The organism is uncultured Pseudomonas sp. (assembly GCF_943846705.1).
In the GTDB taxonomy this organism is placed as follows: Bacteria; Pseudomonadota; Gammaproteobacteria; order Pseudomonadales; family Pseudomonadaceae; genus Aquipseudomonas.
Genome location: NZ_OX044366.1, coordinates 3,336,095 through 3,358,535, shown reverse-complemented (window position 1 = coordinate 3,358,535; position 22,441 = coordinate 3,336,095). Strand labels below are relative to the sequence as shown.

Here is a 22,441-nt window from a genome sequence, read left to right as displayed (position 1 = left end):
CCCGGCAAGCTGGCTGGCCGGGGCATGGCAGGTTCAGCGTTCACCAAGCTGTTCGATGATGCCTTGTGCCTTCAACTCGGCCAGGCGCTCATCATCGAGACCCAACTGGCGCTTGAGCACCTCATCGGTATGCTCACCCAGCATCGGCGCGGGGCGCAGGTACTCGACCGGTGTGCGAGACAACTTGATCGGACTGCCGACCGTGACGAAGTCGGCTTTCAAGGGATGGGGAATGTTGACCAGCATGTTGCGCGCCAGTATCTGTGGTTCGTCCAGCGCCTGGGCAATGCTGTTGATGGCCCCTACCGGTACGCCCTGCGGGTGAATGCGCCCTACCCACTCATCGGCGAGCCCTCCGAGAAAGTGACGCGACAGGATGGCAACGATCTCCTCGCGGTTGCTGACTCGGTCGGCGTTGCGCGCGAAACGCGGATCTTTCGGCAGCTCTGGCAGGCCGATGGCGTCGCACAGTGCGACGAACTGTGAGTCGTTGCCGCAGGCAATGATGAAGTCGCGATCACTGGCGCGAAACACCTGGTACGGCACAATGTTGGCGTGGGCGTTGCCATAACGCCCGGGCGGCTTGCCGGAAGCCAGATAGTTCTGGCTCTGGTTGCACAGTGTGGCGACCTGAACATCCAGCAACGCCATATCGATATGTTGACCAAGCCCGGTCTTTTCTCGGCTGAGCAGCGCAGCTTGGATAGCCACCGTCGAGTACAGGCCGGTCATCAGGTCCGCGAAGGCAACGCCTACCTTTTGCGGGCCGCCACCGGGCAGATCGTCGCGCTCGCCGGTGATGCTCATCATTCCACCCATACCCTGAATGATGAAGTCGTAACCCGGTTCTGCGGCGCGCGGCCCGGTCTGGCCGAAACCCGTCACCGAGCAATACACCAGGCGTGGATTGAGCGCAGCGAGGCTAGCGTAATCCAGCCCGTACTTGGCCAAGGAACCGGCCTTGTAGTTCTCGATCAGTACGTCGCAACTGGTAGCCAGGGCCCGCACCATTTCCTGCCCCTCGGGGCTGGCGATGTTTAGCGCCACCGACAACTTGCCGCGATTGGTGGACTGGTAATAAGAAGCCTCGCCGGTGGACTCGGCGTTCTGCCCCTTCATCCATGGCGGCCCCCAGCCACGGGTGTCATCACCCGCGCCCGGCCGTTCGATTTTGATCACTTCGGCACCCAGATCGGCCAGAGTTTGGCCGCACCAGGGACCAGCCAGAATGCGGCTCAAGTCGAGCACGCGATACCCAGTCAAAGCACCCATTTCATTTCACCTTTGCTTGCGCGCACTTACACACGCTCCATCACCATGGCGAGGCCTTGGCCCACGCCGATGCATAGGCTCACCACAGCGTAGCGTTTGCCGCTCTGTTGCAGCGCGCGAGCGGTGCTCAGGGCCAGGCGCGCACCGGATGCACCTAATGGGTGGCCGACGGCGATGGCGCCACCGTGTGGGTTTACCCGCGGGTCGTTGAACGCAACACCCAGACCTTTCAGGCAGCCCAGCACCTGGCTGGCGAACGCTTCGTTGATCTCGATAATGTCCATATCCGCCAGGCTGAGCTGCGCGCGAGCCAATGCCTTATGAATAGCCTCCACCGGGCCGACGCCCATAATGCGCGGGGCCACACCCACGGCGGCGGCCGACAGAATGCGCGCCATCGGAACCAAGCCGTGCCGTTCGCCCGCCGCGGCCGAGCCAATCAGCAATGCCGCCGCGCCATCGTTGACGCCTGATGCGTTGCCGGCGGTAACCACACCACCTTCGGAGAGAGGATTCAGGCGAGCCAAAGCGATCAGGTCCGATTGCGGGCGCGGGTGCTCGTCCTGCTCCACCACATTGGGTGGCGTCTTGCGCCCGGTGGGCACGCTGACCGCGAGCAGTTCTTCCTGAAAGAAACCTGCGCTACGTGCGGCTTCATAACGGGCCTGAGAGCCGGCAGCAAAGACGTCGGCCTCAGCACGGGAGATGCCGTACTCCTGAGCCACGTTATCGCCCGTTTGCGGCATGCTGTCGTTGCCAAACTCGGCGACGATCTTCGGGTTGGGAAAACGGGCGCCAATGGTACTGTCGAACACCGTCAGTTCGCGGCTATAGGCCGCTTCTGCTTTAGCCATGACAAAGGGTGCACGGGACATACTCTCCACCCCGCCGGCGACAAACAGTTCGCCTTCGTTACAGGTCACTGCGCGGGCGGCATCGATCACCGCCGCCAGACCACTGGCGCACAGGCGGTTAACTGTCTGCCCAGGTACGGTCACGGGCAAGCCTGCAAGCAGTGCGGCGTGACGCGCGATGTTGCGGCTGTCCTCCCCTGCCTGGTTGGTATTGCCCAGAATCACGTCCTCGATGGCTTCGCCAGGGATGGCGTGGCGAGCGAGCAATTCGTGGATCACATGGGCGGCGAGGTCGTCTGGGCGTACCGAAGCGAGTGCGCCGCCGTGGCGGCCAAATGGCGTGCGCAGTCCCGCGAAGATGTAGGCGTCGAGCATGGGAAAATCCTAGCGTTGAGGTTCAGTCGGGAGTGGTTCGTTGTGACGCAATGAAAGGCCCAAGGCGGCCCGTCGCCGCAGCCAGGGACCCGGCCGATAACGGGGATCGCCCGTCAGTTCGGTCATGCGTTCAAGAGTGGTGAGCAAACGCTTGGGCCCGACACTATCGCCCCAGGCCAGCGGACCTTGCGGATAACCAAGACCACGGCGCACGCCTTCATCCAGGTCATCGACACTGGCGATACGCTGCTGAACGATATCGCCCGCCAGGTTGACGATCATGGCCAGTACCCTTTGGGCCACAAAGCCGACACTGTCATTGATCACACTGACGCCCACGCCATCGCGGCCCAACAGCGCATGGGCGGCATCGCGCATGTCGGCATGGGTAGCGGGATTTAGCATCAGCGTGCGGTAGCGGGCGATATCCAGCAGCGGGTCGATGCACACCGTGCGCTCAGGATCGGTGCCAAACAGGCCGACGGCGCCGGTGGCATCCAGACCGTAAGGTGCCAGCAAACACAGGGCCTCGCTGCTTGGGACCGTGCCCTCTTCGACCCGCGCGCCCACCTGCTGAAGAAGCTCGGTGAAACGTGCACGATCCTCGGGGTTTTCAGTGCCAAGCCAAACCGGCGGAAATGCTTCCAGCGCAGGTACTGCCTGTGCGGCGGGTGGATCGATCATCTGGCCGTCGGCGTATCGGTAAAACCCACGCCCGACCTTGCGCCCGACGTAGCCGGCATCCAGCATCTGGCGTGTTAGCGCTGCAGGCCGATACCGCGGTTCCTGGTAGAACTGGTTGTAGATCGACTCAATGACTGGATGGGAAACATCAAGAGCCGTCAGATCAAACAGCTCCAAGGGCCCCATGCGAAAACCCAGACCCTCGCGCAGGATACGGTCTACCTCGGCGGGTTCGGCTACGCCTTCCTTGAGAATTTGCAAAGCCTCAGTGCTATATGCACGGCCGGCGTGATTGATGATGAACCCTGGTGTGTCCTTCGCCCGAATACCCCTATGCCCCATGCGGGCAGCCAGGGCTCGGAGGCTGTCGCCTACCTGCGGGTCAGTCGCCAGACCATCGATGACTTCCACCACTTTCATCAGCGGCACAGGGTTAAAAAAATGAAAGCCAGCGATGCGTTGGGGAAGTCGGCAATTGCGAGCAATGCTGGTGACGGAGAGCGATGAGGTGTTGGTAGCCAGAATGCAGTCATCGGCAACCACGGCTTCCAACTCGGCGAGCAAGCCCTGCTTGGCGTCGAGGCGCTCGATAATGGCTTCCACTACCAGGTCGACGTCGCTCAGTTCCGTAAGGGCGCTCGCCACTTGCACGCGGGAGAGCGTGGCCAGCGCATCGGCGTTGGCAATCTTGCCTTTGTCGACCAGCTTGTCCAACGTGCCTTTCAAGCTTTCGCGGGCGCCCTGCGCAGCGCCTTCGCGACTATCAAACAGCGTGACGCGAATGCCCGCCTGAGCGGCGATCTGAGCAATACCTGTACCCATGACTCCGGCGCCAACAACCGCCATCCGGTTAATTTCACGTGTCATCGCTCATTCTCCTGAGAAGATCGCTTTGCGTTTTTCCAGGAAGGCTTGAGCGCCCTCTTTCTGGTCGCTCGAATCGAATAGCAATTGGAAGGCCTTGCGCTCCAACACCAGCGCGCTCTCCAGCGGCAGGTCAGCACCGGCCAGCATCACTTCTTTGATCTGCGCGACGGCTAGCGGCGGCAAGGCGGCGATTTCAGTGGCCAGCTCTAGTGCACGGACAATGGTCTGCTCGTCGCCCACCACTTCACTCAGCATGCCCATGGCCAAGGCTTGCTGGGCCGAGACCAAGCACCCGGTAAGGGCAATGCGCATTGCCTGGAACTTGCCGACCGCGCGGATCAGACGCTGAGTACCGCCGGCGCCCGGCATCAGGCCGAGTTTGACTTCTGGCTGGCCAAAGCGCGCCGACTCGCCGGCGACGATGATGTCGCAGTGCATGGCCAGCTCACAGCCGCCGCCAAGGGCGAAACCATTCACTGCAGCGATGACCGGCTTGGGGCAGCGGGAGATGGCTTCCCACAGCAGCTCGGTATGGCGCAGGTACATTTCAATCGGGCGCGCTTGGGCAAACTCGCGGATATCGGCTCCGGCCACAAAACAGGTGTCACCGCCGGTAAGTACAATCGCCCGCACCTGCCCATTGCGAGCCAGTGCCCGAAAGTGCTCGGCGAGTTGTTCACGCACCGCGCTATTGAGCGCGTTCTTGGCTTCTGGCCGGTCGATGCGTACGACGGCAACGCCGTCTTCTCGAATTTCCAGGTTCACTACAGATTCAGGTTCGTGACTCATACCCACCTCTAAACACGTTTCGCTATACGAAATTGCATTTCGTATTTACGAGATATCATAGGTAGGGTCGCGAATTCATGTAAATCAGAAATCTGAACTATTTTATTATTTCTTTATTAATCAATATATTATCTATCTAAAAATGAGCGTTTTGCATTTCATCTCGGCTCAAATATAATTTCGCCTGACGAAACGTACTTTTATTTGCTTGCAATTTCCAAAAATGAGGTTCTACCATGGCACGCAACAAAGCGGATCAGCAGAAGGCTGAGAGCAGCACTGGAGCGGATGAAATCGCTTTACTGAAGATGGGCATGCTCGACCCGGCCAGTGCGTCGAGTGAGGACGAAACCAGCGGCCAGTTCGTGACTGCGCTGGCACGTGGGCTGGAGCTGATGCGGTGCTTTACCCCGCGCGACAACGTGCTGGGCAATCAGGAACTGGCGCGGATGACCGGGCTACCCAAGCCGACCGTGACGCGCTTGACCAACACCCTGATGCGCCTTGGCTGCCTCAAGCGTGAGGTGCACTCGGGCAAGTACCAGCTGGATGTCGGTGTGCTGGGGTTCGGCTACGCCATGCTGTCGAATCTGTCGATTCGCTCGGTGGCGCACCCGCTGATGGAAGAGCTGGCCAATCACGCTCAAGCCGCAGTGGCAATGGCGGCCCGGGATCGCCTGCAGATGGTTTACCTGGACGTCGTTCAGGGCCAAGGCAATACCACGATGCGGCGGCAGATCGGCAGCTACTTGCCACTGGCGCAAAGCTCGGCGGGACGCGCATGCCTGGCGGCGATGCCAGAGAGCGAGCGAGAGTTTCTCCTCGACCACATGCGCCAACGCGAAGCAGCACAGTGGCCGGTGATCCGCAAGGGCCTGGATCGCGCGTTTCGCGATTACACCGATTACGGCTTTTGCCTATCGATCGGCGAGTGGCACCGCGACGTCAACTCAGTCGCCGTGCCGCTGTTACACCCGCAGTTCGGGTTACTGACCTTCAACTGCGGTGGACCGAGCTTCCAGCTTCCACGGGACAAGCTCACTGACGATATCGGGCCTCGCCTGATCAACATGGTTAACAACATCGGCGCCGCCGCTCGGTAACCCTTCAGGGTGACGGTGCACCGTACTACATCGGCCCACTTCCGGGCCCAGAGGAGCGCACATGATCCGTGATACCGAAACCCTGCAGATTCTGCTGGATTCTCTTCGCCAGTTCGTCGGTGAGGTACTGATTCCTCGGGAAAACGAGGTGGCTGAAACGGATGCGATCCCTAAGGACATCGTCGATCAGATGCGCGAGATGGGCCTGTTCGGGTTAACGATTCCGGAAGCCTATGGCGGCCTGGGCGTGACTATGGAGGAAGAGGTAAACATCGCCTTCGAGTTGGGTCGCACCTCACCGGCTTTCCGTTCCTACATCGGCACCAACAACGGCATTGGCTCAATCGGCATTTTGCTTGACGGTACAGAGGAGCAGCGCAACCAGTACCTGCCGCAACTGGCAAGCGGCGAGCTGCTCAGCTCGTTCTGCCTGACCGAGCCAGATGCCGGCTCCGATGCGGGCTCGTTGAAAACCAATGCTGTGCGTGACGCTGACAGCTACATCCTCAACGGTACCAAACGTTACATCACCAACGCGCCACACGCGGGCATTTACACGGTGATGGCCCGTACCAACCCGGAAATCAAAGGCGCCTCCGGTATCAGCGCCTTTATCGTTGAGCGCGGCACACCCGGCGTGTCGCTGGGCAAGACGGACCACAAGATGGGCCACAAAGGCGCCCATACCTGCGACGTGATCTTTGAAAATGCGCGAGTGCCCGCCAGCCAGTTGATAGGCGGCGTCGAAGGCGTTGGTTTCAAGACCGCGATGAAGGTGCTGGATAAGGGCCGCCTGCATATCGCTGCACTGAGTGTCGGCGCAGCCGAACGCATGCTGGACGATGCCCTGCACTATGCGCTGGACCGCAAACAGTTCGGCCAGCCCATCGCGGAGTTCCAACTGATCCAGGCGATGCTGGCTGATAGCAAAGCCGAAATCTACGCGGCCCGCTGCATGGTGCTGGATGCCGCGCGCAAGCGCGACGAGGGCAAGAACGTCAGTACCGAAGCCTCCTGCGCGAAGATGTTCTCCACCGAGATGTGCGGTCGTGTCGCCGACCGCTGCGTGCAGATCCACGGTGGCGCCGGCTACGTCAGCGAGTACGCCATTGAGCGCTTCTACCGTGACGTGCGGCTGTTCCGTATCTACGAAGGCACCACACAGATTCAGCAGGTGGTTATCGCCCGTAACATGATCCGCGAAGCGCAGCGGTGACACGGCACCTGCTCTGACACCAGTTGGGCTCCAGTCGCGCCGAGACTCAATAGCGCCACATCCTGGCTTCAAGGTAGTTGTTCGACATGAGTGCGTGTTCCACTGGTGTGGTCCCGAAAGCCTCAGCCTGCGAGCTTCCCGTCAACCTACCCCCAGATGAACTGCGGGGTAGCTGCACGAAACTGGAATTCCAACTACGCCACAGTAGGTCGCACAGCACAGTGCAGGCGCTGCCAGCGGCAACGATGAGGCTATAGGGAAAAGTCGAGCTGGCAATACCAGCAAGATTCACCTGGCGGTGGACGCCCACGGCTTGCCCATCGAGTTTGAAATCACAGGTGGCCAAATCAATGACTGCACTCAGGCACCCGCGTTGATTTCCAAGCTCCCGGCGGCAGAAACCATCGTCGCGGATAAGGGCTATGACAGCGAGAGAATCCGGGAGCAGGTTGAGCTACAAGGGGCCAAGGCCGTGATCCCGAGAAAGCGTAACTCCGTGAAAGGCAACGCGGATCTGGACAGAGGTCTTTACCGCAATCGGCACCTGGTGGAAAACGCCTTTGCCCGGCTGAAGCATTACCGGGCGGTGGCATCTCGATTCGACAAGCTCAAGAGAAATTACGAGAGCGTGGTGGCCATGGCCTGTGCCTTCCTATGGCTACCCATGTGAAATGGCAACAGCCCCTAGCGGTACTTAGCAACTGTTGATCGCCGGTGCGCCGGTAAATGGCGGGCTGATTGGAGAAATAATTTCTACATATAGGCGATTTACAGCGTGTTTATCGCCTTCTGTATCTCTCCTATTCTCTCTCGACTGCTCTGCTGCATTGATTGGCTGAGCCCGGACTGACCGCATGGTTAGCCCTAATCGCGCTAAACCCAACCTGAATAGAGGATCACTCCATGCCCGTTGTACGAGTCAGCTGGTTCGAAGGAAAAGACCACGCCGCGAAGGAAGCTGTCGCTGCAGAAATCACCCAGAGCATCGTGAAAAACACCGGTACCGATGCCAATTACATCTACGTCATTTTTGAAGACGTGGCGCCATCGGATTGGGCCGGTGCAGGCAAGCTGTTCGGCGACGATCCGAAGAAGACCTAAGGTCATTCGGCGTTAATGGCCAGTGGGCTGCAAGGAGTGTTACATCTTCTTTGCAGCCCGGGCTTGGCTCTTTTGTGCTGGGTAGCCGGACTCCCAGTCGACCTGCTCAAACTGTTCGACCAGAAAATTGATAAATGCCCGCACCTTGGATGCCAGGTGTTTGCGGGTTGGGTAGACGGCATAAATACCCAGTTCTACCGAGCGATACTCCGGTAGCAACTCCACCAGATCACCCCGCCGAAGATCCTCACTTACCATAAAGCTTGGCTGCAGCAAAATGCCGCCAGCAGTCAACGCAATAGATCGGCATGTATCACCGTTATTGCAGCGAATGACCGAACGCGTGTTGACCTTATGCTCGCCATCGGGCCCGGTAAAACTCCATTCGTTCCCACTGGAAAAGTTGCTATAGGCAATCACCCGGTGCTCGGCCAGGTCTTGCGGCACTTCTACTGGTGCATGGCTTTTGATGTAGCTCGGGGCTGCACACAGGCGCATCCGCGTGCTGGCAAACCGGCGCCCCACCAGTGAAGAGCTTTCCAACCGGGCGATGCGCACCGCGACGTCATACCCCTCCTCCACCAAATCGACCTGGCGATCGTTCAGGCTGATATCCAGCTCAATCTTCGGGTTTTGCTCCAAAAAGGCAGTCCACAGCGGCGCCAGGTGCAACACACCAAAACTCACCGGCGCATTGACCCGCAGCACGCCGGCAGGCTCATGGTTGCCCGAAGAAACAGCGCTTTCCGCCTCCCCCATCAACGCCAGCACTTCCCGCGCTTGCTGGTAGAAAACCCGTCCTTCTTCGGTCAGTGATAAGCGTCGCGTGGTGCGTTGCAGCAGGCGTACGCCCAGGCGTTCCTCCAGCGCATTTACATGCCTGGAAACGGCGGCCTTGGACATTTCCAGCGCATCGACGGCACCGACAAAGCTGCCCTTGTCGACCACGGCGCAAAACACCTGCATCTCCAACGCGCGATCCATTATTGCCTCACTTATCGGAACTATAAGTCACATTAAATCATGTTTATCTCGTAAATCGAATCTTTAAACTGGATCCCATCACACACAGCACGAGGCAAAAGACATGAACATTACCCTTATCGGTACCGGCAACATGGGCTCGGCTTTCGCTCAACAGTTGTCCCAGTTTGGACACCATGTTCGTATCACCGGCCGTGATCTGGACAAGGCGCACGCCCTCGCCGCGCAGCATCAAAACGTCGAAGCATTCGCCGCTGATCAGGCCCTTGGCCAGAACGAAGTGGTGATCGTCGCCACTGCTTACCAGGACGCCTTAACCGCGCTGAAAAGTCTGGGCAGTCTCGAAGGCAAAGTGGTCATCGACATCACCAACCCGCTGACAGCCGACTACATGGGTCTGACCATCGGCCACAGCACCAGTGCAGCGGAGGAAATCGCCAAGGCGCTGCCAGGTGTGGAGCTGGTCAAGGGCTTCAACACCCTGTTCGCCCAAGTGCTGGCCAGCGGTCCCACATTTGCCAACGAGCAGCAAGGCAGCGTGTTCCTGGCCAGCGATAGCGCACGAGCCAAACAAACCGCCGTTGCTCTTGCGCAAAGCCTGGGTTGGAAAACCGTGGATGCCGGCGGTTTGGTAAACGCGCGTTATCTGGAAGCGTTGGCCGGGTTGAACATCTACCTCGGCTATGGCGCAGGGCTCGGCACGCAGATCGCGCCGGTCTGGCTCAATCGTTAATTCCCACTTACCCAATGCCTGGCGCCACGGCCGAAACAGCTGTGGCCCCGGGCAACCCACACTCCCCGTATTGGAAAACACCCATGACCGCCGCTAGCCGCACCCTCCCCTATGCCGCCCTGGTACTACGCCTAATCCTTGGCGTGATGTTTCTCGCTCATGGCCTGACCAAGCTGCTGGTGTTCACCCCGGCCGGCACAGCAGGTTTCTTTGAGTCCGTTGGCTTCTCCGGCTTTCTTGCCTATCCGGTCATTGCCTTTGAAGTGGTCGGCGGCCTGTTCCTGATCCTTGGTGTACTCGCTCGCTGGGTAGCGGCCCTAGCCACCGTGCAACTGCTGGTGGCAGCAAGCGTGCACTTCGGTAATGGCTGGAGCTTCACCAACGCCAATGGTGGCTGGGAATACCCGGTCTTTCTGGCATTCACTGCACTGGCCTTGGCGCTGCTGGATGACGGAGCCTTCGCCTTGAAACGTTCAGCACGTAACTAACCGCTCGCTGCTTTCGGCCAGGTTGCCTTTGCCGGGTTCTCGCCAAACTTGGCAAGGGTAAAATCCAGAAAGCTTTTCAGCCTTGGTGTCATGCCCCGGTCCGGCGTACGCAGCACATGAAAGGGTCGAGTGGGCATGGGATATCGAGGCAGTTGGACGATCTATCCGCTTGGCTTTCAAGTCTTAAATAAACAAGGTAATCCCCCGGCTTAGCCGAGGGACTCCTTGAGGTTGACCGTGTGATGCGGTCATCAGGAACCTTCTATCTCGACCAAGAGATAGGGGTACCCAATGAGAGATTACCAAAGCCTTGCTCACACGAAGTGGGACTGTAAGTACCACGTTGTATTCATCCCGAAGAGGCGTAAGAAGGCGATCTTCGGAGCGATCCGCAAGCACCTGGGGGGAGGTGCTACATGAGTTGGCGAGGCAGCGTGAGTGCCGGATCGTGGAGGGTCACTTGATGCCAGAGCCGAGCCCGAACGATAATTTCAAGATGGAGCCGGACTAATGCGACGCGTCGTTCAGCCGACGCGTATCCGGACTTTCAATCCGTAATTCACTAACCCACCGACTTCAGTCGGTGGTTGTTTAGTGCTACCACCGGCGTAGACGAACTGATGATTGATGCGCGCATCTACGACCCGACGGCGCGTTGCCGTTCGTATCAACTGGCAGCGGAATCGATTGGAGATCTGCTCACTCACTGACAGCGTGCGCGCCGGTGACCTTCAGGTCACCCGTGCGGAACACACGTGCCAGGTAGTCAAGGGTTCAGAGGATATCGTCCACCACGCCGCCATCGACCCGCAGCGCAGCGCCGCTGGTGGCTGACGCCTGGGTGGAGCAGATATAGACGACCATATTGGCGACCTCATCGACCGTGGCCGCACGTTGAATCAACGAGGTGGGACGGTGGGTCATGACGAATTCGGCAGCGACGGCCTCCAAGGATTTGCCGGAGCGGGCAGACTCTCCTTTGAGCAGCTCAGCCAAGCCATCAGACAGTGTCGGGCCTGGCAGCACGCTGTTAACGGTTACGCCGCTGCCGGCCACACGTTTGGCCAAGCCACGCGACAACGCCAGTTGCGCCGTCTTGGTTACGCCGTAATGAACCATATCGGCCGGGATATTTCGGGCTGACTCCGAGGAGATAAACACCACCCTACCCCAACCTCGTTGGACCATGGCTGGAACCAACGCGCGGCTCAGGCGAACACCGGACATTACGTTAGTTTGCCAATAGTCTTCCCAGCAGTCGTCATCGGCCTCGAAGAAATCGGCCAAACCATAGATGCCGGCGTTGTTGACCAGAATGTCGATGGTGGGAAGCGCAGCTGTAAGAACGCCAACGCCGTCGGCATTGCCCAGATCAGCCGCGACTCCGCTGAAGGTGGCCTGCGGTACCGCTTCGCTCAAACGTGCCAGGGCTTTTTCGACCGAGCTGTCACTCCGCCCGTTGATGATCACGATAGCGCCGGTGAGCGCCAGGCCATGGGCAATGGCGAAGCCGATGCCGCCTGTGGAGGCAGTAACCAAAGCGGTCTTGCCGGCAAGATTGATGTGCATGCGTATTGACCCTCTAGCGCCAGGTAGTACCCGGCAGGTTAGATCGGTTGCTGAATAGTCAGCGGTCTTGTCCGCCGGCTACTGACTGGCGGTGTCAGGTCCGGGTAAACCCATCAAACGGATTCATGTACACCGCGCCAAAGGCATCCAGGTGCTTGCGCGTCGGCGCGTCTGGGTTGCCATAAACTAGCAGGCTGGTGATTTTCACCAGCTCGAGAAACTTTTCGCCGAACGGCGCGAAGGTTTCTTCAATATGGTTAACGACAGCATCGGCACGGTAACGCTCGATAATGTGCACCTCAGTGCGAGCCTCGTTGACGCTGTATTCGTACATCAAGGTGCCAGGCTCTTCGCTCGTAGCGGCGACAATCTTGGCAACCAGCGTTTTAAATTCAGGGAAGTCTTCCGGAGCCAGGCTTAGGGTAAAAATGCTGATGACTTCGTCTTTCATGGGGCGTCCTCACAGAAGTAAATGACCAACCCCATGCGATAGATGCAGAGGGTTGCTGAGTCAGCAGCCATGCTAAGGTAGAGCAGCAAGCTGATAAACAACCTTGAAATCACAGATAGGTAGCGTAATTTGCTACCAACTCTTGCGCCTAGGAAAACGGCAATGACCTCCGAAGATTCCTTCAGCGGCATCCATATTTTTCTCGCCACCGCCCGCTCTGCGACCTTCACAGAGGCAGCCGAGCGCCTGGGGCTGTCCAAGTCGGCCGTAGGTAAGGCGATTGCACGGCTGGAGGCACGGGTGGGTACCAGCCTGTTTTATCGCTCGACCCGCCGCTTGTCCCTGTCTCCGGATGGCGAGGCCTACTTCACCGTGTGGTCCAATGCGCTGGAGGAGATCAAGGCCACCGAGAGCAACCTCGGCAACAAGTTAGGCGTGCCCACAGGGCGCTTGCGGGTGGACATGCCGGTCGCGTTCGGTAAACAGGTGGTACTGCCGGTGCTACTGGAGATGAGCAAACGCTTCCCGCAGTTGCAACTGACCTTGACCTTTAGCGACCAACTGGTGGACCTGACGGAAGAAGGTATCGACCTGGCCATTCGTTTTGGCAGCGTCGACAACGTCCCCGGCCTGGTGGCCAGACGCCTGACGTCACACCGCTGGGTAACCTGTGCAGCGCCGGGTTATCTGGAAGAATATGGTACGCCGTTGACGCTCGAGGACATGGGCCAGCACCGCAGCATCGTCGGCTATCGCCGCGGCAGCCTAATGCCCTGGAAAATGGCCCAGGCCGGGCAATCCTTGAAGTTCTCGCCACCACCGACCTATCAGTTTGACGATGCCGAAGCGATGATTGAAGCCACGCGAGCCGGCCTCGGTATTTGCCAGATGCCGCTCTGTCTATTTGAAAAGGACATCGCCCAGCAGGTTGTTGTTACGGTACTCGAGCCCTTTGAACCGGCGCCTGTCGAGGTCCACGCACTATGGTCGAAGAGCAATCATCTGCGGCCCAAAATTCGTTACCTGGTCGACGAGTTATTGAAGCTGTATGGCCACAGCTAACGGCAGAACGGACAGCTACTGCGCGACCTTGGCGCGGGGTTGATCAACGCCAGCCCCATTAACTCAGGGTGCCACTCAGCAGCCATAGCGATGAGCGCGGACTGATCTGTAACAAAGCCAGGGAGCCCCCAAATACTAGAGCCCGCCGACCAGGGATCTACTCACCAACCTGCGTTCTGGCCAGGCGCAGGGGGCAATATTGGCACCTTGATGTGTAGCTCAGCGCTCCGGCTGGCAGCGGCCTGAAGAGTCGACAAGTGACCGCCAATTATCCCGGTTTTCGAGATAGTTATTCACCAATATCTGAGTTTATCTCCAAAATCGAATCTATAAACTTTGAGCCATCCCCAGCCAATCAGTGCGCTGTGGGTAGGCAGGTCAGTGAGCGGCGCACACGCTTTGCAACGCCGATCAGTCCACCTCTTGCTGCTGCGGCCCCAATATCTAAGCAGGATTTCAACCATGAGTCTGGCCTATCCAGTGTTGTTCGTGTCCCACGGAGCACCAACCTTTGCCATCGAACCCGGCCAGGCCGGGGCACGCCTGGCTGAGCTAGGCCGAGCGCTGCCACGGCCTAGCGCCATCGTAATCGTCTCTCCTCACTGGATGACCCGTGGGAGCGTGCGTGTAGGCAGCAGCAAGGCGCCGGAAACCATTCACGACTTCGGAGGCTTTCCGCAAGCACTGTATCGCCTGCAATACCCTGCAACCGGCAATCCTGCATTGGCCGAGCAAATCTGCAACCTGCTTTCCCGCAATGGGATTGCCGCAACTACCGAATCGAATCGAGGCCTGGACCACGGCGCCTGGGTGCCGTTGCTGCACCTATTGCCCACTGCGGATATCCCGGTGGTCCAAGTGTCCATGCCCCACCCGCTCAATCCATTGGGTGCCTGGCAGCTTGGCCAGGCACTCAAGCCGCTGCGCGATCAGGGCGTGCTGATCATTGGCTCCGGCAGTCTGACCCATAACCTTTATGAGTTCCGTAGCAACTACGGCGACCCGGCTGAGTACGTAGCGCGTTTTTCCGACTGGATCCGTGACGCCCTGCAAGCCGGTGACCTGCCAGCGCTGCTCGCCTACCGCCGCAATGCCCCGGAGGCCGAGCGTGCGCACCCCAGTGAAGAACATTTGTTGCCGCTATTTCTGGCGCTCGGTGCCGCAGGCGAGCACTACGCCGTGGATGTGCTAGAGGGCGGTGTCGCCGACGGCGTACTGGCTATGGACAGCTACCTGTTCAAAAGCCCAACCGCCACTCAGGAGATTACTCAAGCATGAACCTGCCACTAGCCATTTCAGAACTGCAGCAAGAACCGCAATCCGGCCTTGTCTATCGTCGGGTAATCCGTGCTGCTGCCCCTCGTGCACGTCTCCTGCTATTGCATGGTGTAGGCGGTAATGAAACCAATCTGGCAGGCCTTTCCGGCTTTATCCCAGAAGGAATTGAAATATTGCTGGTACGCAGCCGCCTGCAAATCGCAGCTGAGGGCTTTGCCTGGTTTCAGGTAAATTTCACCAACGAAGGCCCGGTGATCGTTGAAGAGCAAGCGGAAACCAGCCGCCAGAAACTAGTGGAGCTTGTAACTGCCTTACCACAAATGCCTACAGTGATAGCTGGCTTTAGCCAGGGCGGTATTCTCAGTGCAAGCGTCGGGCTTAGCGCCCCTCATTGCGTGCTAGGCTTTGGCTTGTTCAGCGGCAGAATTCTCCCTGAGCTGGCACCACACATTGCCAGCGCTCAAGCATTGAGTTCGCTATCGGCGTTTATTGCTCATGGCTATGGTGATAACAAGCTCCCCGTGTCTTGGGCACAAAAAGCGGATGCCTGGTTGCACCAACTGAACGTGCATCATGAAACATACCTGTACGACATGGGCCACGAAATCACCAATGAAGAAGTGGAAGATTTCATTCAGTGGCTGAAGCCTGTATTGAACATCGCCTGAGCGACCTTGATGGTGAACTCCCGCAGTAAACTTACGGAAGTGGATCTACTTCTTAAAGCGTTAGCCAGCCCCCAGCGCCGGTTGATCCTTGAGTGGCTCCGTGACCCAGAGAAACACTTTCCGCAGCAGGAACATGCATTCCTGCTCGGTGTGTGTGCCGGCCAGATTGAGCGCAAGTGCAAGTTGGCCCAATCGACCGTGTCCGATCACTTGCGCACGCTGCATCGCACAGGATTGATTACTTGCCAAAAGCTCGGCCCGATCCATTTTTTTCAAACGCTGCGAATACACCATCGAAATGCTGGTGAAAACATTGAAAGCGATGCTGTAAAGGGGATTTGAGAGCTCTGCCATGACTATTCGCGAGGACACATTTGCATCCATCGATCTCAATTTATTGGTGGTTTTTATGTGTATTTACAAGGAACAAAGTATAACGTTAGCAGCCAAGAGTCTTGGCGTAACACAGCCAGCCGTAAGCAATTCGCTGGTCAAGCTACGTGACAAATTTAATGATCCGCTCTTTACTCGTTCGGGCAGGGGTATTGTGGCAACACCGAAAGCGAAAAAAATTGCTTCTGAATTATGTCCAGCGATGAGACTGATTACAGCCACACTAGCATCGAACTTTAGATAATCCTCTTTGCAGCAGAGCACTATTGGCCTGCTCTAACCTCTCATGACTGGCGGTGTCAGGTGGACTGACAGATGACTGGAGTCTATGTCGCTGGTGGCATCATGTTATGCCGACGCAAGCTGAACATTCCTGTCTGTAATTGAGCAATCATCTGATGGCGAACTCTCATGGTTTACCGTCGCCCTTTCGATACGTATCAATAACACCAGCCACATCAAGGCCAAAGCCCAGCATTGGGTGTAATTGCTCCGCGGAAACAAAGCAGCCATCACCGGAAGTGCTGAATGGCTTGAGGCGGTCAACTGCCCGGCAGTGCAATTGGACGAGGCAAACTCGACAAAGCCTCCGCCTCCAGGCCTGGCACCATCGGCCGCAGTTGCCCGGGGAAAAAGCCGGTGCTGTCCACATAGAGCAGTACCGACTTGGCATCGCGCCAACCGACATAGCCCATCAACGCCTTCTGGTCCCAGCCACTGCGCGTGGCCCAGGTGGCAAAGCCACGGCGTAGGGAGTGGCTGCTATACAACTCGGCGGGCAATCCGGCCGCTTTCAGTACCGCCCGCAGCAGCGGGATGACGCTGTGCGGGTGCAGGCCCTGCTCGCGCAGGTGACCCCAGCGGTCAATGCCGCGGAACACCGGACCGCGGGCGATGCCGGCGACACAGATCCAGTCGTTGTAGGCCTGCACCGGGCAGAGGCGGGCCAGCGCCGGCGCACTGTAGGTCTGTCCCTGGTTGTCACGGTCGCCCTTGCTCCACGGCAGGAACAGCTGCATGCCCTCCCCCGGCCGTACCTGGATGTGCTCGACCTGCAGGCGGCACAGTTCGTCGCTGCGAAAGGCGCGCCAGAAGCCGATCAGCAGCAATGCGCGATTACGCCAGCAGCGCAACAGCTGCGGCAGGTCGCCCTCGTCCAGTGCTTTCTCGCCCGCCCGCTCCAGCCACGCCACGCACTGCTCCAGTTCGCGCAGCTGCAGCGGTTCGGCCTGCTTCTCCGGCTTCGGGTGCAAGGTACGAATGCCCTTGAGGATCTGACGAACCAGCGGGGTCTTGGTCGGATCCGGGAAGCCCTGGCTGACATGCCACTGCGCCAAGGCCGCCAGGCGCAGCTTGAGGGTGTTGCTGGACAACGTGGCGGCGTGATCGACCAAGTAACGCACGATGGCATCGCTGGTCGCCGGCAGAAAGCCGCCCCAGGCGACCTCGAAGTGCTCGAGCGCTTGCCGGTAGCTGCGCCGGGTGTTGGGGCGGGTACCGGCCTGCAGGTACCGCTCGATCTCGTGGCTCATCGACGCACATCCCCTTGATGTACTGGTGAGCGACTGCCAAACGACGAAAAAATCGCCTCACCTTGGATAATTAAAGATTATCCGACCTTATTTATTGGATAGTGGAAATATAATACGTTGGACGTATCATATATTACTGATCAGATGCCGTTGATCGACGAGCCCACCCTAGACCCCAGTAGATTGGCGTTGAAGGCTCAGGAGGCGGCCGCAGGCTTTGTTGCCAGCGGCACCGCCGAAAACACGGTACGGAGCTATCGCAGCGCCCTCGCCTACTGGTCGGCTTGGCTGCACCTGCGCTACGGCGTTGCGATGGGCGATGCGCCTGTACAGTCGACTGTAGTCATTCAGTTCGTGGTGGATCACCTGGCGCGCCCACTGGCAAATGGTGCATGGACCTATCTGCTACCGCCGACCATCGATGCCGCGTTAGTCGCGGCACGTGTGAAGGCAAAGCCGGGACCTCTGAGCTACAACACGGTATGTCATCGGCTTTCGGCACTGGGCAGGTGGCATCGCTTCAACAACTGGGAAAGCCCAACTGAAGCACTGGCAGTGAAAACGCTGCTGCGAGATGCGCGAAAAGCCCAGGCGCGCCAGGGGGTAGTTGTCCGCAAAAAGACGGCAGCTGTGGTGGAGGCTCTGGAGGCCATGTTGGCGACCTGTACGGATGGCATTCGCGGTACTCGTGATAGCGCCCTCCTCCTGATGGCGTGGAGTGGCGGCGGGCGTCGTCGATCCGAGGTGACCGGCCTGCAGGTCGACGATGTGCGCAAACTGGATGAAGACACTTGGCTCTATACGCTGGGCGTCACCAAAACAGACACCACGGGATCCCGTCGCGAAAAACCTCTGCTGGGTCGCGCTGCACACGCGTTGACGGCTTGGCTCATCGCCGCGCCCGCCGATACCGGTCCGCTTTTTCGGCGCCTCTACAAGGGCGGCAAAGTCAGCCCGTTCGGACTATCGTCTGATCAGGTAGCACGGATCGTTCAGCGCCGCGCCAAATTGGCTGGCCTCGACGGCGACTGGGCCGCGCACAGCTTACGCTCGGGCTTTGTAACGGAAGCGGGTCGCCAGGGGGCCCCATTGGGTGAAGTGATGGCCATGACTGAACATCGCAGTGTCGAAACCGTTATGGGCTACTTCCAAGCCGGAGTGCTGCTGAGCAGCCGCGCCTCGATGTTGCTTCAACCCCTGCCCGCCCCATCAGGCCCAACCAACCAGCCTGACTAGCGGTCGACGCACCGCGTCGGAAAATGCCGCGCACGCGTGTCCTATTGAGAGGTGGAGCTCCTGGTTATGAGTCCATTGCACGGTAGCGGAATTGATGCGCAACCCCAGCTGGGCACTCGCAACTCCGGGTGTAACCAATACATGACCGCATGGCGACGCCCAAGCAGCCAGCATCTCAGCATGCTTCGTCTACTCGGGTAGTTAAGCAAACAGCTGGCGGCCCTGCGCTAGACAGCGAAGGCTCCGTCGCAGGGGCAAGATAGTCAAGTGCTTACCAGTCGCTGTGGCCTGCGCTCGCCTTATGAATACGCCTGGTCGGCAGGTGCGCTTCAAATACCCACACTGAAAGTCTTACCAGACTCGACCCTGTGCTTGCTGCACAAGTCGCGAAGCTTTTTTTCCGAACCGTCAGGATGAATTTGTACGAGCACGCCATCCTTCGCCATTATCAGTGAATGCCCTGCGGCAACCGCACGCAGATACGCAGCATTAGTGGCGACGGCGGCCAGCTTAGGAATCATTGCCTCTAGTCGGTCTATTTCATCATCACTGAGTTCGCTCATGCTCTGTTCTCTGTTCTCTGCTCCTGCCAGCCTGATGTCGATGCTGCCCGTAGAAAAGATATCCATGAGCGACCCTACGCCCCGATCACAGGTAAGTCGATCCCATTTTTGACGCACACAGTGAAGCCTCGACTTAGCCGCTCAGCACTCCACAGCGTACGTGCAAATTCGAGTCGATGTGACAGCAGCCTTGATGTGAACAAACCATCGTAGCCGTAGCAAGATGAGTGCATTCGCTTCTAAGCATCTGAGCCCTCTTCAGGTGGACAAAAAATGCCGTCAGCCCTTGGAAGGCTAGACCGCCAGCTGTCACCGGGCATGATCCGGCACATGTACAGATCGAACAGCGGCGCGGTAAAAGCGGCGCCGTTGTGGGGCGGCGACCAGATCATCCCTTTGCTAATCAGGGAGTTGCGAATTGAGGTGAGAGATCGGCTTGTACGGCCCAGGGATGCCGCAATGTCGCCCGAACGATGAGGCCCCTCCCCAAGCGAAGCCATGGCGCGCAAATAAATGTGTTCTGCCACGGTCATTCGGTCGAGTCTTACCCTAAAAAAACCTTCGTCCAGAGCAGCAATAACGTGCCCGGACGCCTTCTGGACGTCTGCAAGCGTGATGTGGTTATTCTGCCCTGCGTCCCAGACATGACTGCCCCACTCTTGAATGAAATAAGGGTAGCCGCGTGTGAGGTGAGCAACCATGTCGGCCGCTTCTGAGTCTACAGTCACGCCCTCGGCCTCCGCTGGTTTTACAAAGGCCAGACGCGTCTGGTGTGGCTCCAGCGAACCGACCTCTAGGTAGTCGAAGAGGCGCTTCGCGTGGTTTTTCACATGTCCAGCAGGGTGTCGGAGTTGTGGGAGGCCTGCACCGACGAGGGCAACCGGCAAGATCAATCGCGAGACGCGATGCAGCGCTGCGATAAGCGCGGCGAGCTGTTCTTCTGCTACGTTTTGCAGCTCATCCACGAAAATAACAAGGACGGTGTGAGCTGCTTTGGCGGCTTCACCGAGTTTAGTCAGCAGGGTTGTAAATTCCTCCTCGAGATCACCTTTGCCCGCCAGAGCTGCCTCGGCTTCGTAGTCAATACCGACCTTGAGATCGCTGAACTTCGGCTCCAAAGCCTTGGCAAAACCGGCTAAGGCTCGCAGTCCAGTTATCGCTGCGTTCTTGGCAGGTACGATACAGCTCAGCCGCAGCAAGGCGAGACGGAGCTGTGGCGCGAGTATCGCTGGCAGAGAGCGATACTCGGATGACTCAACGTAGACGGCGAGATTGCCCGAGGCTTCGGCATCTCGCAGCATCTGGTTCAACAGTACTGTTTTGCCGACACCCCGCACCCCAACCAGGATTACGCTTTTGGCAGGTCGGCCCACGCGAATTCCCCCGATCGACTGACGGACCCGCTCGCGCAGTTGATCGCGACCTGCCAGCTCAGGTGGAGGCGTACCAGCGCCAGGGGAGTACGGATTGCAGACGGGGTCCATATGCACCCGCGTTAATAGGAATAGCGAACAGCGGGAATGGGCCGATAAACAGCTAAATCCAAGCTTTTCACCCCGCCATCACCTGCATACCCGAGACTCGGCAAATGTTGGTCCAGCTGGAGTTACCTATCAAGCCAAGCTGCCTCCGTCATTGAAAAAAATCATCGCGAGCGACCCGTCCGAAATTGCCTAAGTCTTCGTCGACGTCGATGAACATGGTATTCACCATCCGCGCGCTCTTCAGGTCGGCCATTGTTCTGAAAAAAAGGGTTCGCAGAGATGGACCTCATAACGCTCACCATCATGAACCGAGCCGAATCCCCAACTGCCCTGAAGGGTCCCAAATTGCAACCCATATCCTTCAACACGCGTACTATCGCCGCAAACATCACAAAGGACGTCACTGACGCATTCGAACTGTTCCGCCGCTGTGATTTTCATTGAGAGGCTCCTTTGGGTCCAGTGAATCAGCTTGCTGCAGCGAGCCTGCGACCCGCCAGCATCACTCCGGTAACCGCCTGTACGGTCAGGCGTCGCCAACGCCTGGCACAGGCGGACCACAATGAGCCCGGATCCCGCCCTATCTCGCCATGCGTACCTTTCGGCATGGCCTGTTGTACGGTCGGCAGATCGAGTTAATGGCGGACGCCATTTTGTGCAGCATTTGCGGCGCAGATAAGACCGCACTTGGGGCAGTGCTGATCGGCGACAGACGATCCAAGCTATCCGTTCTGGACGAACTAGCAAATTGCATGTGCGCGATGCGCGCCACTGATGCCATGGCGCTGACGTGGGCGTCTTTAGCACTCCTTCAAGGCTTGCTCCAGTCAGCGACCCCTCCTTCAAACAAGACGCATCGAAGAGCAGTAAATTTGTTGCTTTGCTGCAGCCAAGGTGTGGCGGCAGTCTCTTTGAGAGTAGGTATGGCCCGAGGCCGTCTTAAAGTCGTAACCCATGACTCGCTCGTCCTGATCATAGACCCTAACGAGCTCTATGAGCATCTCCATCGTCCAATTACCGGATCCATTCAGCCGCGATGGCAACACCACCTGAACTGCCTCAATCAGTGTTCCTTCAGCGCGTTTCACTAGCATCTGCTCGAACTCATCCTCCGTTGGAATCAAGAGCATCGTCCTCCATGCGGCTGCCTTCTGGCGGCGGTTAATCATCACGTAAAACCAAGGGCGATGATCATCGAGCTCGACGAATCGCCACATCTGGGAGTCGTCTCCAAACAGCGCTGGATACATGATTTCAGCGCGCTTGTACGTAATAAACATCAGCACACCCTCTTTTAAGCTGTATATAGCATAGCTCCAGAAGCACTAAAAAGGCTTCATCGTTCCTTTTGCGAGACAGCAAATGGAACTGAATGAAGCGCTTGGTTTGGTGATCAGGAATCTACGTATTTCGAAGGATATGCCTCAGGAAGGGCTTGGGCCTAGTCAGAGCTATATCAGTGCGATCGAGCGCGGCAAATGGAAACCATCGATTGAAAAGGTTGAGCAGATTGCTGAGATCATTGGCATTCATCCCCTAACGCTTCTGTTCCTGGCTTATCAAAGGCAAACACCCGAACTAAAACCCGAAGACTTACTGAAAAAAATCCATCGAGAAATCACGAGCTTGAAGGGTTGCCTGAGACTTGAGTAGGTTCGACATGGAATCGAATCGGCAACCGATCCCAAAAAGCATTTGATCGCAACGTCGCCAGTTGCTCTGCTGCCCGGCGCGCGGGC

General features: G+C 58.2%; 22 protein-coding genes and 4 pseudogenes. 14 read left to right on the top strand and 12 right to left on the bottom strand.

Annotated features, from left to right (window positions below; all coding sequences use genetic code 11):
- Positions 1 to 33: 33 nt before the first annotated feature.
- The 4 genes from Q0V31_RS15900 to Q0V31_RS15885 are packed head-to-tail and all read right to left on the bottom strand — an operon-like array spanning position 34 to position 4,841.
- The gene (locus Q0V31_RS15900; RefSeq protein ID WP_023048094.1) at positions 34 to 1,272 is read right to left on the bottom strand and encodes a CaiB/BaiF CoA-transferase family protein; all 1,239 of its coding nucleotides are present in this window, start codon (positions 1,270 to 1,272) and stop codon (positions 34 to 36) included.
- Positions 1,273 to 1,298: 26 nt separating this feature from the next.
- Positions 1,299 to 2,501, bottom strand: coding sequence for a 3-oxoadipyl-CoA thiolase (locus Q0V31_RS15895; RefSeq protein ID WP_023048093.1), 1,203 nt, complete (start codon positions 2,499 to 2,501; stop codon positions 1,299 to 1,301).
- Positions 2,502 to 2,510: 9 nt separating this feature from the next.
- Entirely contained in the window at positions 2,511 to 4,052 is a 1,542-nt protein-coding gene (locus Q0V31_RS15890) for a 3-hydroxyacyl-CoA dehydrogenase (RefSeq protein WP_023048092.1), read from the bottom strand.
- Between the two features lie 3 nt (positions 4,053 to 4,055).
- Entirely contained in the window at positions 4,056 to 4,841 is a 786-nt protein-coding gene (locus Q0V31_RS15885; RefSeq protein ID WP_023628973.1) for an enoyl-CoA hydratase, read from the bottom strand.
- A 236-nt stretch (positions 4,842 to 5,077) separates the two neighbouring features.
- Here Q0V31_RS15885 and Q0V31_RS15880 point away from each other — a divergent pair, with 236 nt between their 5' ends.
- The 4 genes and pseudogenes from Q0V31_RS15880 (at position 5,078) to Q0V31_RS15865 (ending at position 8,261) form a co-directional block, all read left to right on the top strand.
- Positions 5,078 to 5,944, top strand: a complete 867-nt coding sequence (locus Q0V31_RS15880; RefSeq protein ID WP_023048090.1) for an IclR family transcriptional regulator — start codon at positions 5,078 to 5,080, stop codon at positions 5,942 to 5,944.
- Positions 5,945 to 6,005: 61 nt separating this feature from the next.
- Complete coding sequence (locus Q0V31_RS15875) at positions 6,006 to 7,160, top strand: acyl-CoA dehydrogenase family protein (protein ID WP_023048089.1); 1,155 nt, start codon at positions 6,006 to 6,008, stop codon at positions 7,158 to 7,160.
- A 214-nt stretch (positions 7,161 to 7,374) separates the two neighbouring features.
- Positions 7,375 to 7,830 (top strand): annotated as a pseudogene (locus tag Q0V31_RS15870) (IS5 family transposase); the annotation flags it as partial.
- 233 nt (positions 7,831 to 8,063) lie between these two features.
- Positions 8,064 to 8,261 (top strand): 4-oxalocrotonate tautomerase family protein, encoded by a 198-nt coding sequence (locus Q0V31_RS15865; RefSeq protein ID WP_023048087.1) that lies wholly within the window; start codon positions 8,064 to 8,066, stop codon positions 8,259 to 8,261.
- A 39-nt stretch (positions 8,262 to 8,300) separates the two neighbouring features.
- On the opposite strand, the gene Q0V31_RS15860 is transcribed toward Q0V31_RS15865, so the two are convergent.
- Entirely contained in the window at positions 8,301 to 9,245 is a 945-nt protein-coding gene (locus Q0V31_RS15860) for a LysR family transcriptional regulator (protein ID WP_023048086.1), read from the bottom strand.
- 88 nt (positions 9,246 to 9,333) lie between these two features.
- Here Q0V31_RS15860 and Q0V31_RS15855 point away from each other — a divergent pair.
- The 3 genes and pseudogenes from Q0V31_RS15855 to Q0V31_RS15845 form a co-directional block, all read left to right on the top strand.
- Positions 9,334 to 9,978 (top strand): annotated as a pseudogene (locus tag Q0V31_RS15855) (NAD(P)-binding domain-containing protein); the annotation flags it as partial.
- Positions 9,979 to 10,061: 83 nt separating this feature from the next.
- Entirely contained in the window at positions 10,062 to 10,466 is a 405-nt protein-coding gene (locus Q0V31_RS15850) for a DoxX family protein (protein WP_023048084.1), read from the top strand.
- A gap of 291 nt (positions 10,467 to 10,757) precedes the next feature.
- A pseudogene (locus tag Q0V31_RS15845) lies at positions 10,758 to 10,932 on the top strand (transposase); the annotation flags it as partial.
- Between the two features lie 308 nt (positions 10,933 to 11,240).
- Here the strand turns inward: Q0V31_RS15845 and Q0V31_RS15840 are convergent.
- Entirely contained in the window at positions 11,241 to 12,035 is a 795-nt protein-coding gene (locus Q0V31_RS15840) for an SDR family NAD(P)-dependent oxidoreductase (protein WP_023628975.1), read from the bottom strand.
- Between the two features lie 94 nt (positions 12,036 to 12,129).
- Complete coding sequence (locus Q0V31_RS15835; RefSeq protein WP_023048080.1) at positions 12,130 to 12,486, bottom strand: antibiotic biosynthesis monooxygenase; 357 nt, start codon at positions 12,484 to 12,486, stop codon at positions 12,130 to 12,132.
- Positions 12,487 to 12,648: 162 nt separating this feature from the next.
- Here Q0V31_RS15835 and Q0V31_RS15830 point away from each other — a divergent pair, with 162 nt between their 5' ends.
- From Q0V31_RS15830 to Q0V31_RS15810, 5 genes are all read left to right on the top strand, one after another.
- The gene (locus Q0V31_RS15830) at positions 12,649 to 13,548 is read left to right on the top strand and encodes a LysR substrate-binding domain-containing protein (protein WP_023048079.1); all 900 of its coding nucleotides are present in this window, start codon (positions 12,649 to 12,651) and stop codon (positions 13,546 to 13,548) included.
- 462 nt (positions 13,549 to 14,010) lie between these two features.
- The gene (locus tag Q0V31_RS15825; RefSeq protein ID WP_023048078.1) at positions 14,011 to 14,826 is read left to right on the top strand and encodes a class III extradiol ring-cleavage dioxygenase; all 816 of its coding nucleotides are present in this window, start codon (positions 14,011 to 14,013) and stop codon (positions 14,824 to 14,826) included.
- Positions 14,823 to 15,494, top strand: a complete 672-nt coding sequence (locus tag Q0V31_RS15820; RefSeq protein ID WP_023048077.1) for an alpha/beta hydrolase — start codon at positions 14,823 to 14,825, stop codon at positions 15,492 to 15,494. Before Q0V31_RS15825 ends, Q0V31_RS15820 begins: the two co-directional genes overlap by 4 nt.
- Before the next feature lie 9 nt (positions 15,495 to 15,503).
- The gene (locus tag Q0V31_RS15815) at positions 15,504 to 15,836 is read left to right on the top strand and encodes an ArsR family transcriptional regulator (protein WP_223194054.1); all 333 of its coding nucleotides are present in this window, start codon (positions 15,504 to 15,506) and stop codon (positions 15,834 to 15,836) included.
- A gap of 10 nt (positions 15,837 to 15,846) precedes the next feature.
- Positions 15,847 to 16,131, top strand: coding sequence for a LysR family transcriptional regulator (locus Q0V31_RS15810; protein ID WP_071576115.1), 285 nt, complete (start codon positions 15,847 to 15,849; stop codon positions 16,129 to 16,131).
- 298 nt (positions 16,132 to 16,429) lie between these two features.
- Here Q0V31_RS15810 and Q0V31_RS15805 read toward each other — a convergent pair whose 3' ends face one another.
- Positions 16,430 to 17,419 (bottom strand): tyrosine-type recombinase/integrase, encoded by a 990-nt coding sequence (locus Q0V31_RS15805; protein ID WP_023628979.1) that lies wholly within the window; start codon positions 17,417 to 17,419, stop codon positions 16,430 to 16,432.
- A gap of 117 nt (positions 17,420 to 17,536) precedes the next feature.
- Between Q0V31_RS15805 and Q0V31_RS15800 the strand changes: the two genes are divergently transcribed.
- Positions 17,537 to 18,655 (top strand): site-specific integrase, encoded by a 1,119-nt coding sequence (locus Q0V31_RS15800; protein ID WP_028688847.1) that lies wholly within the window; start codon positions 17,537 to 17,539, stop codon positions 18,653 to 18,655.
- Between the two features lie 329 nt (positions 18,656 to 18,984).
- Here Q0V31_RS15800 and Q0V31_RS15795 read toward each other — a convergent pair whose 3' ends face one another.
- The 4 genes and pseudogenes from Q0V31_RS15795 to Q0V31_RS15780 form a co-directional block, all read right to left on the bottom strand.
- Positions 18,985 to 19,284: a hypothetical protein gene (locus Q0V31_RS15795; protein WP_298189142.1), complete on the bottom strand. Its 300-nt coding sequence runs from the start codon at positions 19,282 to 19,284 to the stop codon at positions 18,985 to 18,987.
- 173 nt (positions 19,285 to 19,457) lie between these two features.
- Positions 19,458 to 20,702, bottom strand: a complete 1,245-nt coding sequence (locus Q0V31_RS15790) for an ATP-binding protein (RefSeq protein WP_023628980.1) — start codon at positions 20,700 to 20,702, stop codon at positions 19,458 to 19,460.
- Between the two features lie 148 nt (positions 20,703 to 20,850).
- Positions 20,851 to 21,143, bottom strand: a pseudogene (locus tag Q0V31_RS15785) (hypothetical protein).
- Between the two features lie 401 nt (positions 21,144 to 21,544).
- The gene (locus Q0V31_RS15780) at positions 21,545 to 21,982 is read right to left on the bottom strand and encodes a hypothetical protein (RefSeq protein WP_023628983.1); all 438 of its coding nucleotides are present in this window, start codon (positions 21,980 to 21,982) and stop codon (positions 21,545 to 21,547) included.
- An 82-nt stretch (positions 21,983 to 22,064) separates the two neighbouring features.
- Between Q0V31_RS15780 and Q0V31_RS15775 the strand changes: the two genes are divergently transcribed.
- The gene (locus Q0V31_RS15775; RefSeq protein WP_023628984.1) at positions 22,065 to 22,355 is read left to right on the top strand and encodes a helix-turn-helix transcriptional regulator; all 291 of its coding nucleotides are present in this window, start codon (positions 22,065 to 22,067) and stop codon (positions 22,353 to 22,355) included.
- Positions 22,356 to 22,441: the final 86 nt, after the last annotated feature.

What these genes read in the sequence shown, in the direction of transcription:
- Q0V31_RS15875 (WP_023048089.1), top strand. Translation starts at nt 6,006, where the DNA reads ATGATCCGTGATACCGAAACCCTGCAGATTCTGCTGGATTCTCTTCGC.
- Q0V31_RS15780 (WP_023628983.1), bottom strand. Translation starts at nt 21,982, where the DNA reads ATGTTTATTACGTACAAGCGCGCTGAAATCATGTATCCAGCGCTGTTT.
- Q0V31_RS15820 (WP_023048077.1), top strand. Translation starts at nt 14,823, where the DNA reads ATGAACCTGCCACTAGCCATTTCAGAACTGCAGCAAGAACCGCAATCC.
- Q0V31_RS15795 (WP_298189142.1), bottom strand. Translation starts at nt 19,284, where the DNA reads ATGGATATCTTTTCTACGGGCAGCATCGACATCAGGCTGGCAGGAGCA.
- Q0V31_RS15850 (WP_023048084.1), top strand. Translation starts at nt 10,062, where the DNA reads ATGACCGCCGCTAGCCGCACCCTCCCCTATGCCGCCCTGGTACTACGC.
- Q0V31_RS15880 (WP_023048090.1), top strand. Translation starts at nt 5,078, where the DNA reads ATGGCACGCAACAAAGCGGATCAGCAGAAGGCTGAGAGCAGCACTGGA.
- Q0V31_RS15890 (WP_023048092.1), bottom strand. Translation starts at nt 4,052, where the DNA reads ATGACACGTGAAATTAACCGGATGGCGGTTGTTGGCGCCGGAGTCATG.
- Q0V31_RS15860 (WP_023048086.1), bottom strand. Translation starts at nt 9,245, where the DNA reads ATGGATCGCGCGTTGGAGATGCAGGTGTTTTGCGCCGTGGTCGACAAG.
- Q0V31_RS15810 (WP_071576115.1), top strand. Translation starts at nt 15,847, where the DNA reads ATGACTATTCGCGAGGACACATTTGCATCCATCGATCTCAATTTATTG.
- Q0V31_RS15805 (WP_023628979.1), bottom strand. Translation starts at nt 17,419, where the DNA reads ATGAGCCACGAGATCGAGCGGTACCTGCAGGCCGGTACCCGCCCCAAC.
- Q0V31_RS15790 (WP_023628980.1), bottom strand. Translation starts at nt 20,702, where the DNA reads ATGGACCCCGTCTGCAATCCGTACTCCCCTGGCGCTGGTACGCCTCCA.
- Q0V31_RS15900 (WP_023048094.1), bottom strand. Translation starts at nt 1,272, where the DNA reads ATGGGTGCTTTGACTGGGTATCGCGTGCTCGACTTGAGCCGCATTCTG.
- Q0V31_RS15825 (WP_023048078.1), top strand. Translation starts at nt 14,011, where the DNA reads ATGAGTCTGGCCTATCCAGTGTTGTTCGTGTCCCACGGAGCACCAACC.
- Q0V31_RS15815 (WP_223194054.1), top strand. Translation starts at nt 15,504, where the DNA reads ATGGTGAACTCCCGCAGTAAACTTACGGAAGTGGATCTACTTCTTAAA.
- Q0V31_RS15775 (WP_023628984.1), top strand. Translation starts at nt 22,065, where the DNA reads ATGGAACTGAATGAAGCGCTTGGTTTGGTGATCAGGAATCTACGTATT.
- Q0V31_RS15865 (WP_023048087.1), top strand. Translation starts at nt 8,064, where the DNA reads ATGCCCGTTGTACGAGTCAGCTGGTTCGAAGGAAAAGACCACGCCGCG.
- Q0V31_RS15835 (WP_023048080.1), bottom strand. Translation starts at nt 12,486, where the DNA reads ATGAAAGACGAAGTCATCAGCATTTTTACCCTAAGCCTGGCTCCGGAA.
- Q0V31_RS15885 (WP_023628973.1), bottom strand. Translation starts at nt 4,841, where the DNA reads ATGAGTCACGAACCTGAATCTGTAGTGAACCTGGAAATTCGAGAAGAC.
- Q0V31_RS15840 (WP_023628975.1), bottom strand. Translation starts at nt 12,035, where the DNA reads ATGCACATCAATCTTGCCGGCAAGACCGCTTTGGTTACTGCCTCCACA.
- Q0V31_RS15830 (WP_023048079.1), top strand. Translation starts at nt 12,649, where the DNA reads ATGACCTCCGAAGATTCCTTCAGCGGCATCCATATTTTTCTCGCCACC.
- Q0V31_RS15895 (WP_023048093.1), bottom strand. Translation starts at nt 2,501, where the DNA reads ATGCTCGACGCCTACATCTTCGCGGGACTGCGCACGCCATTTGGCCGC.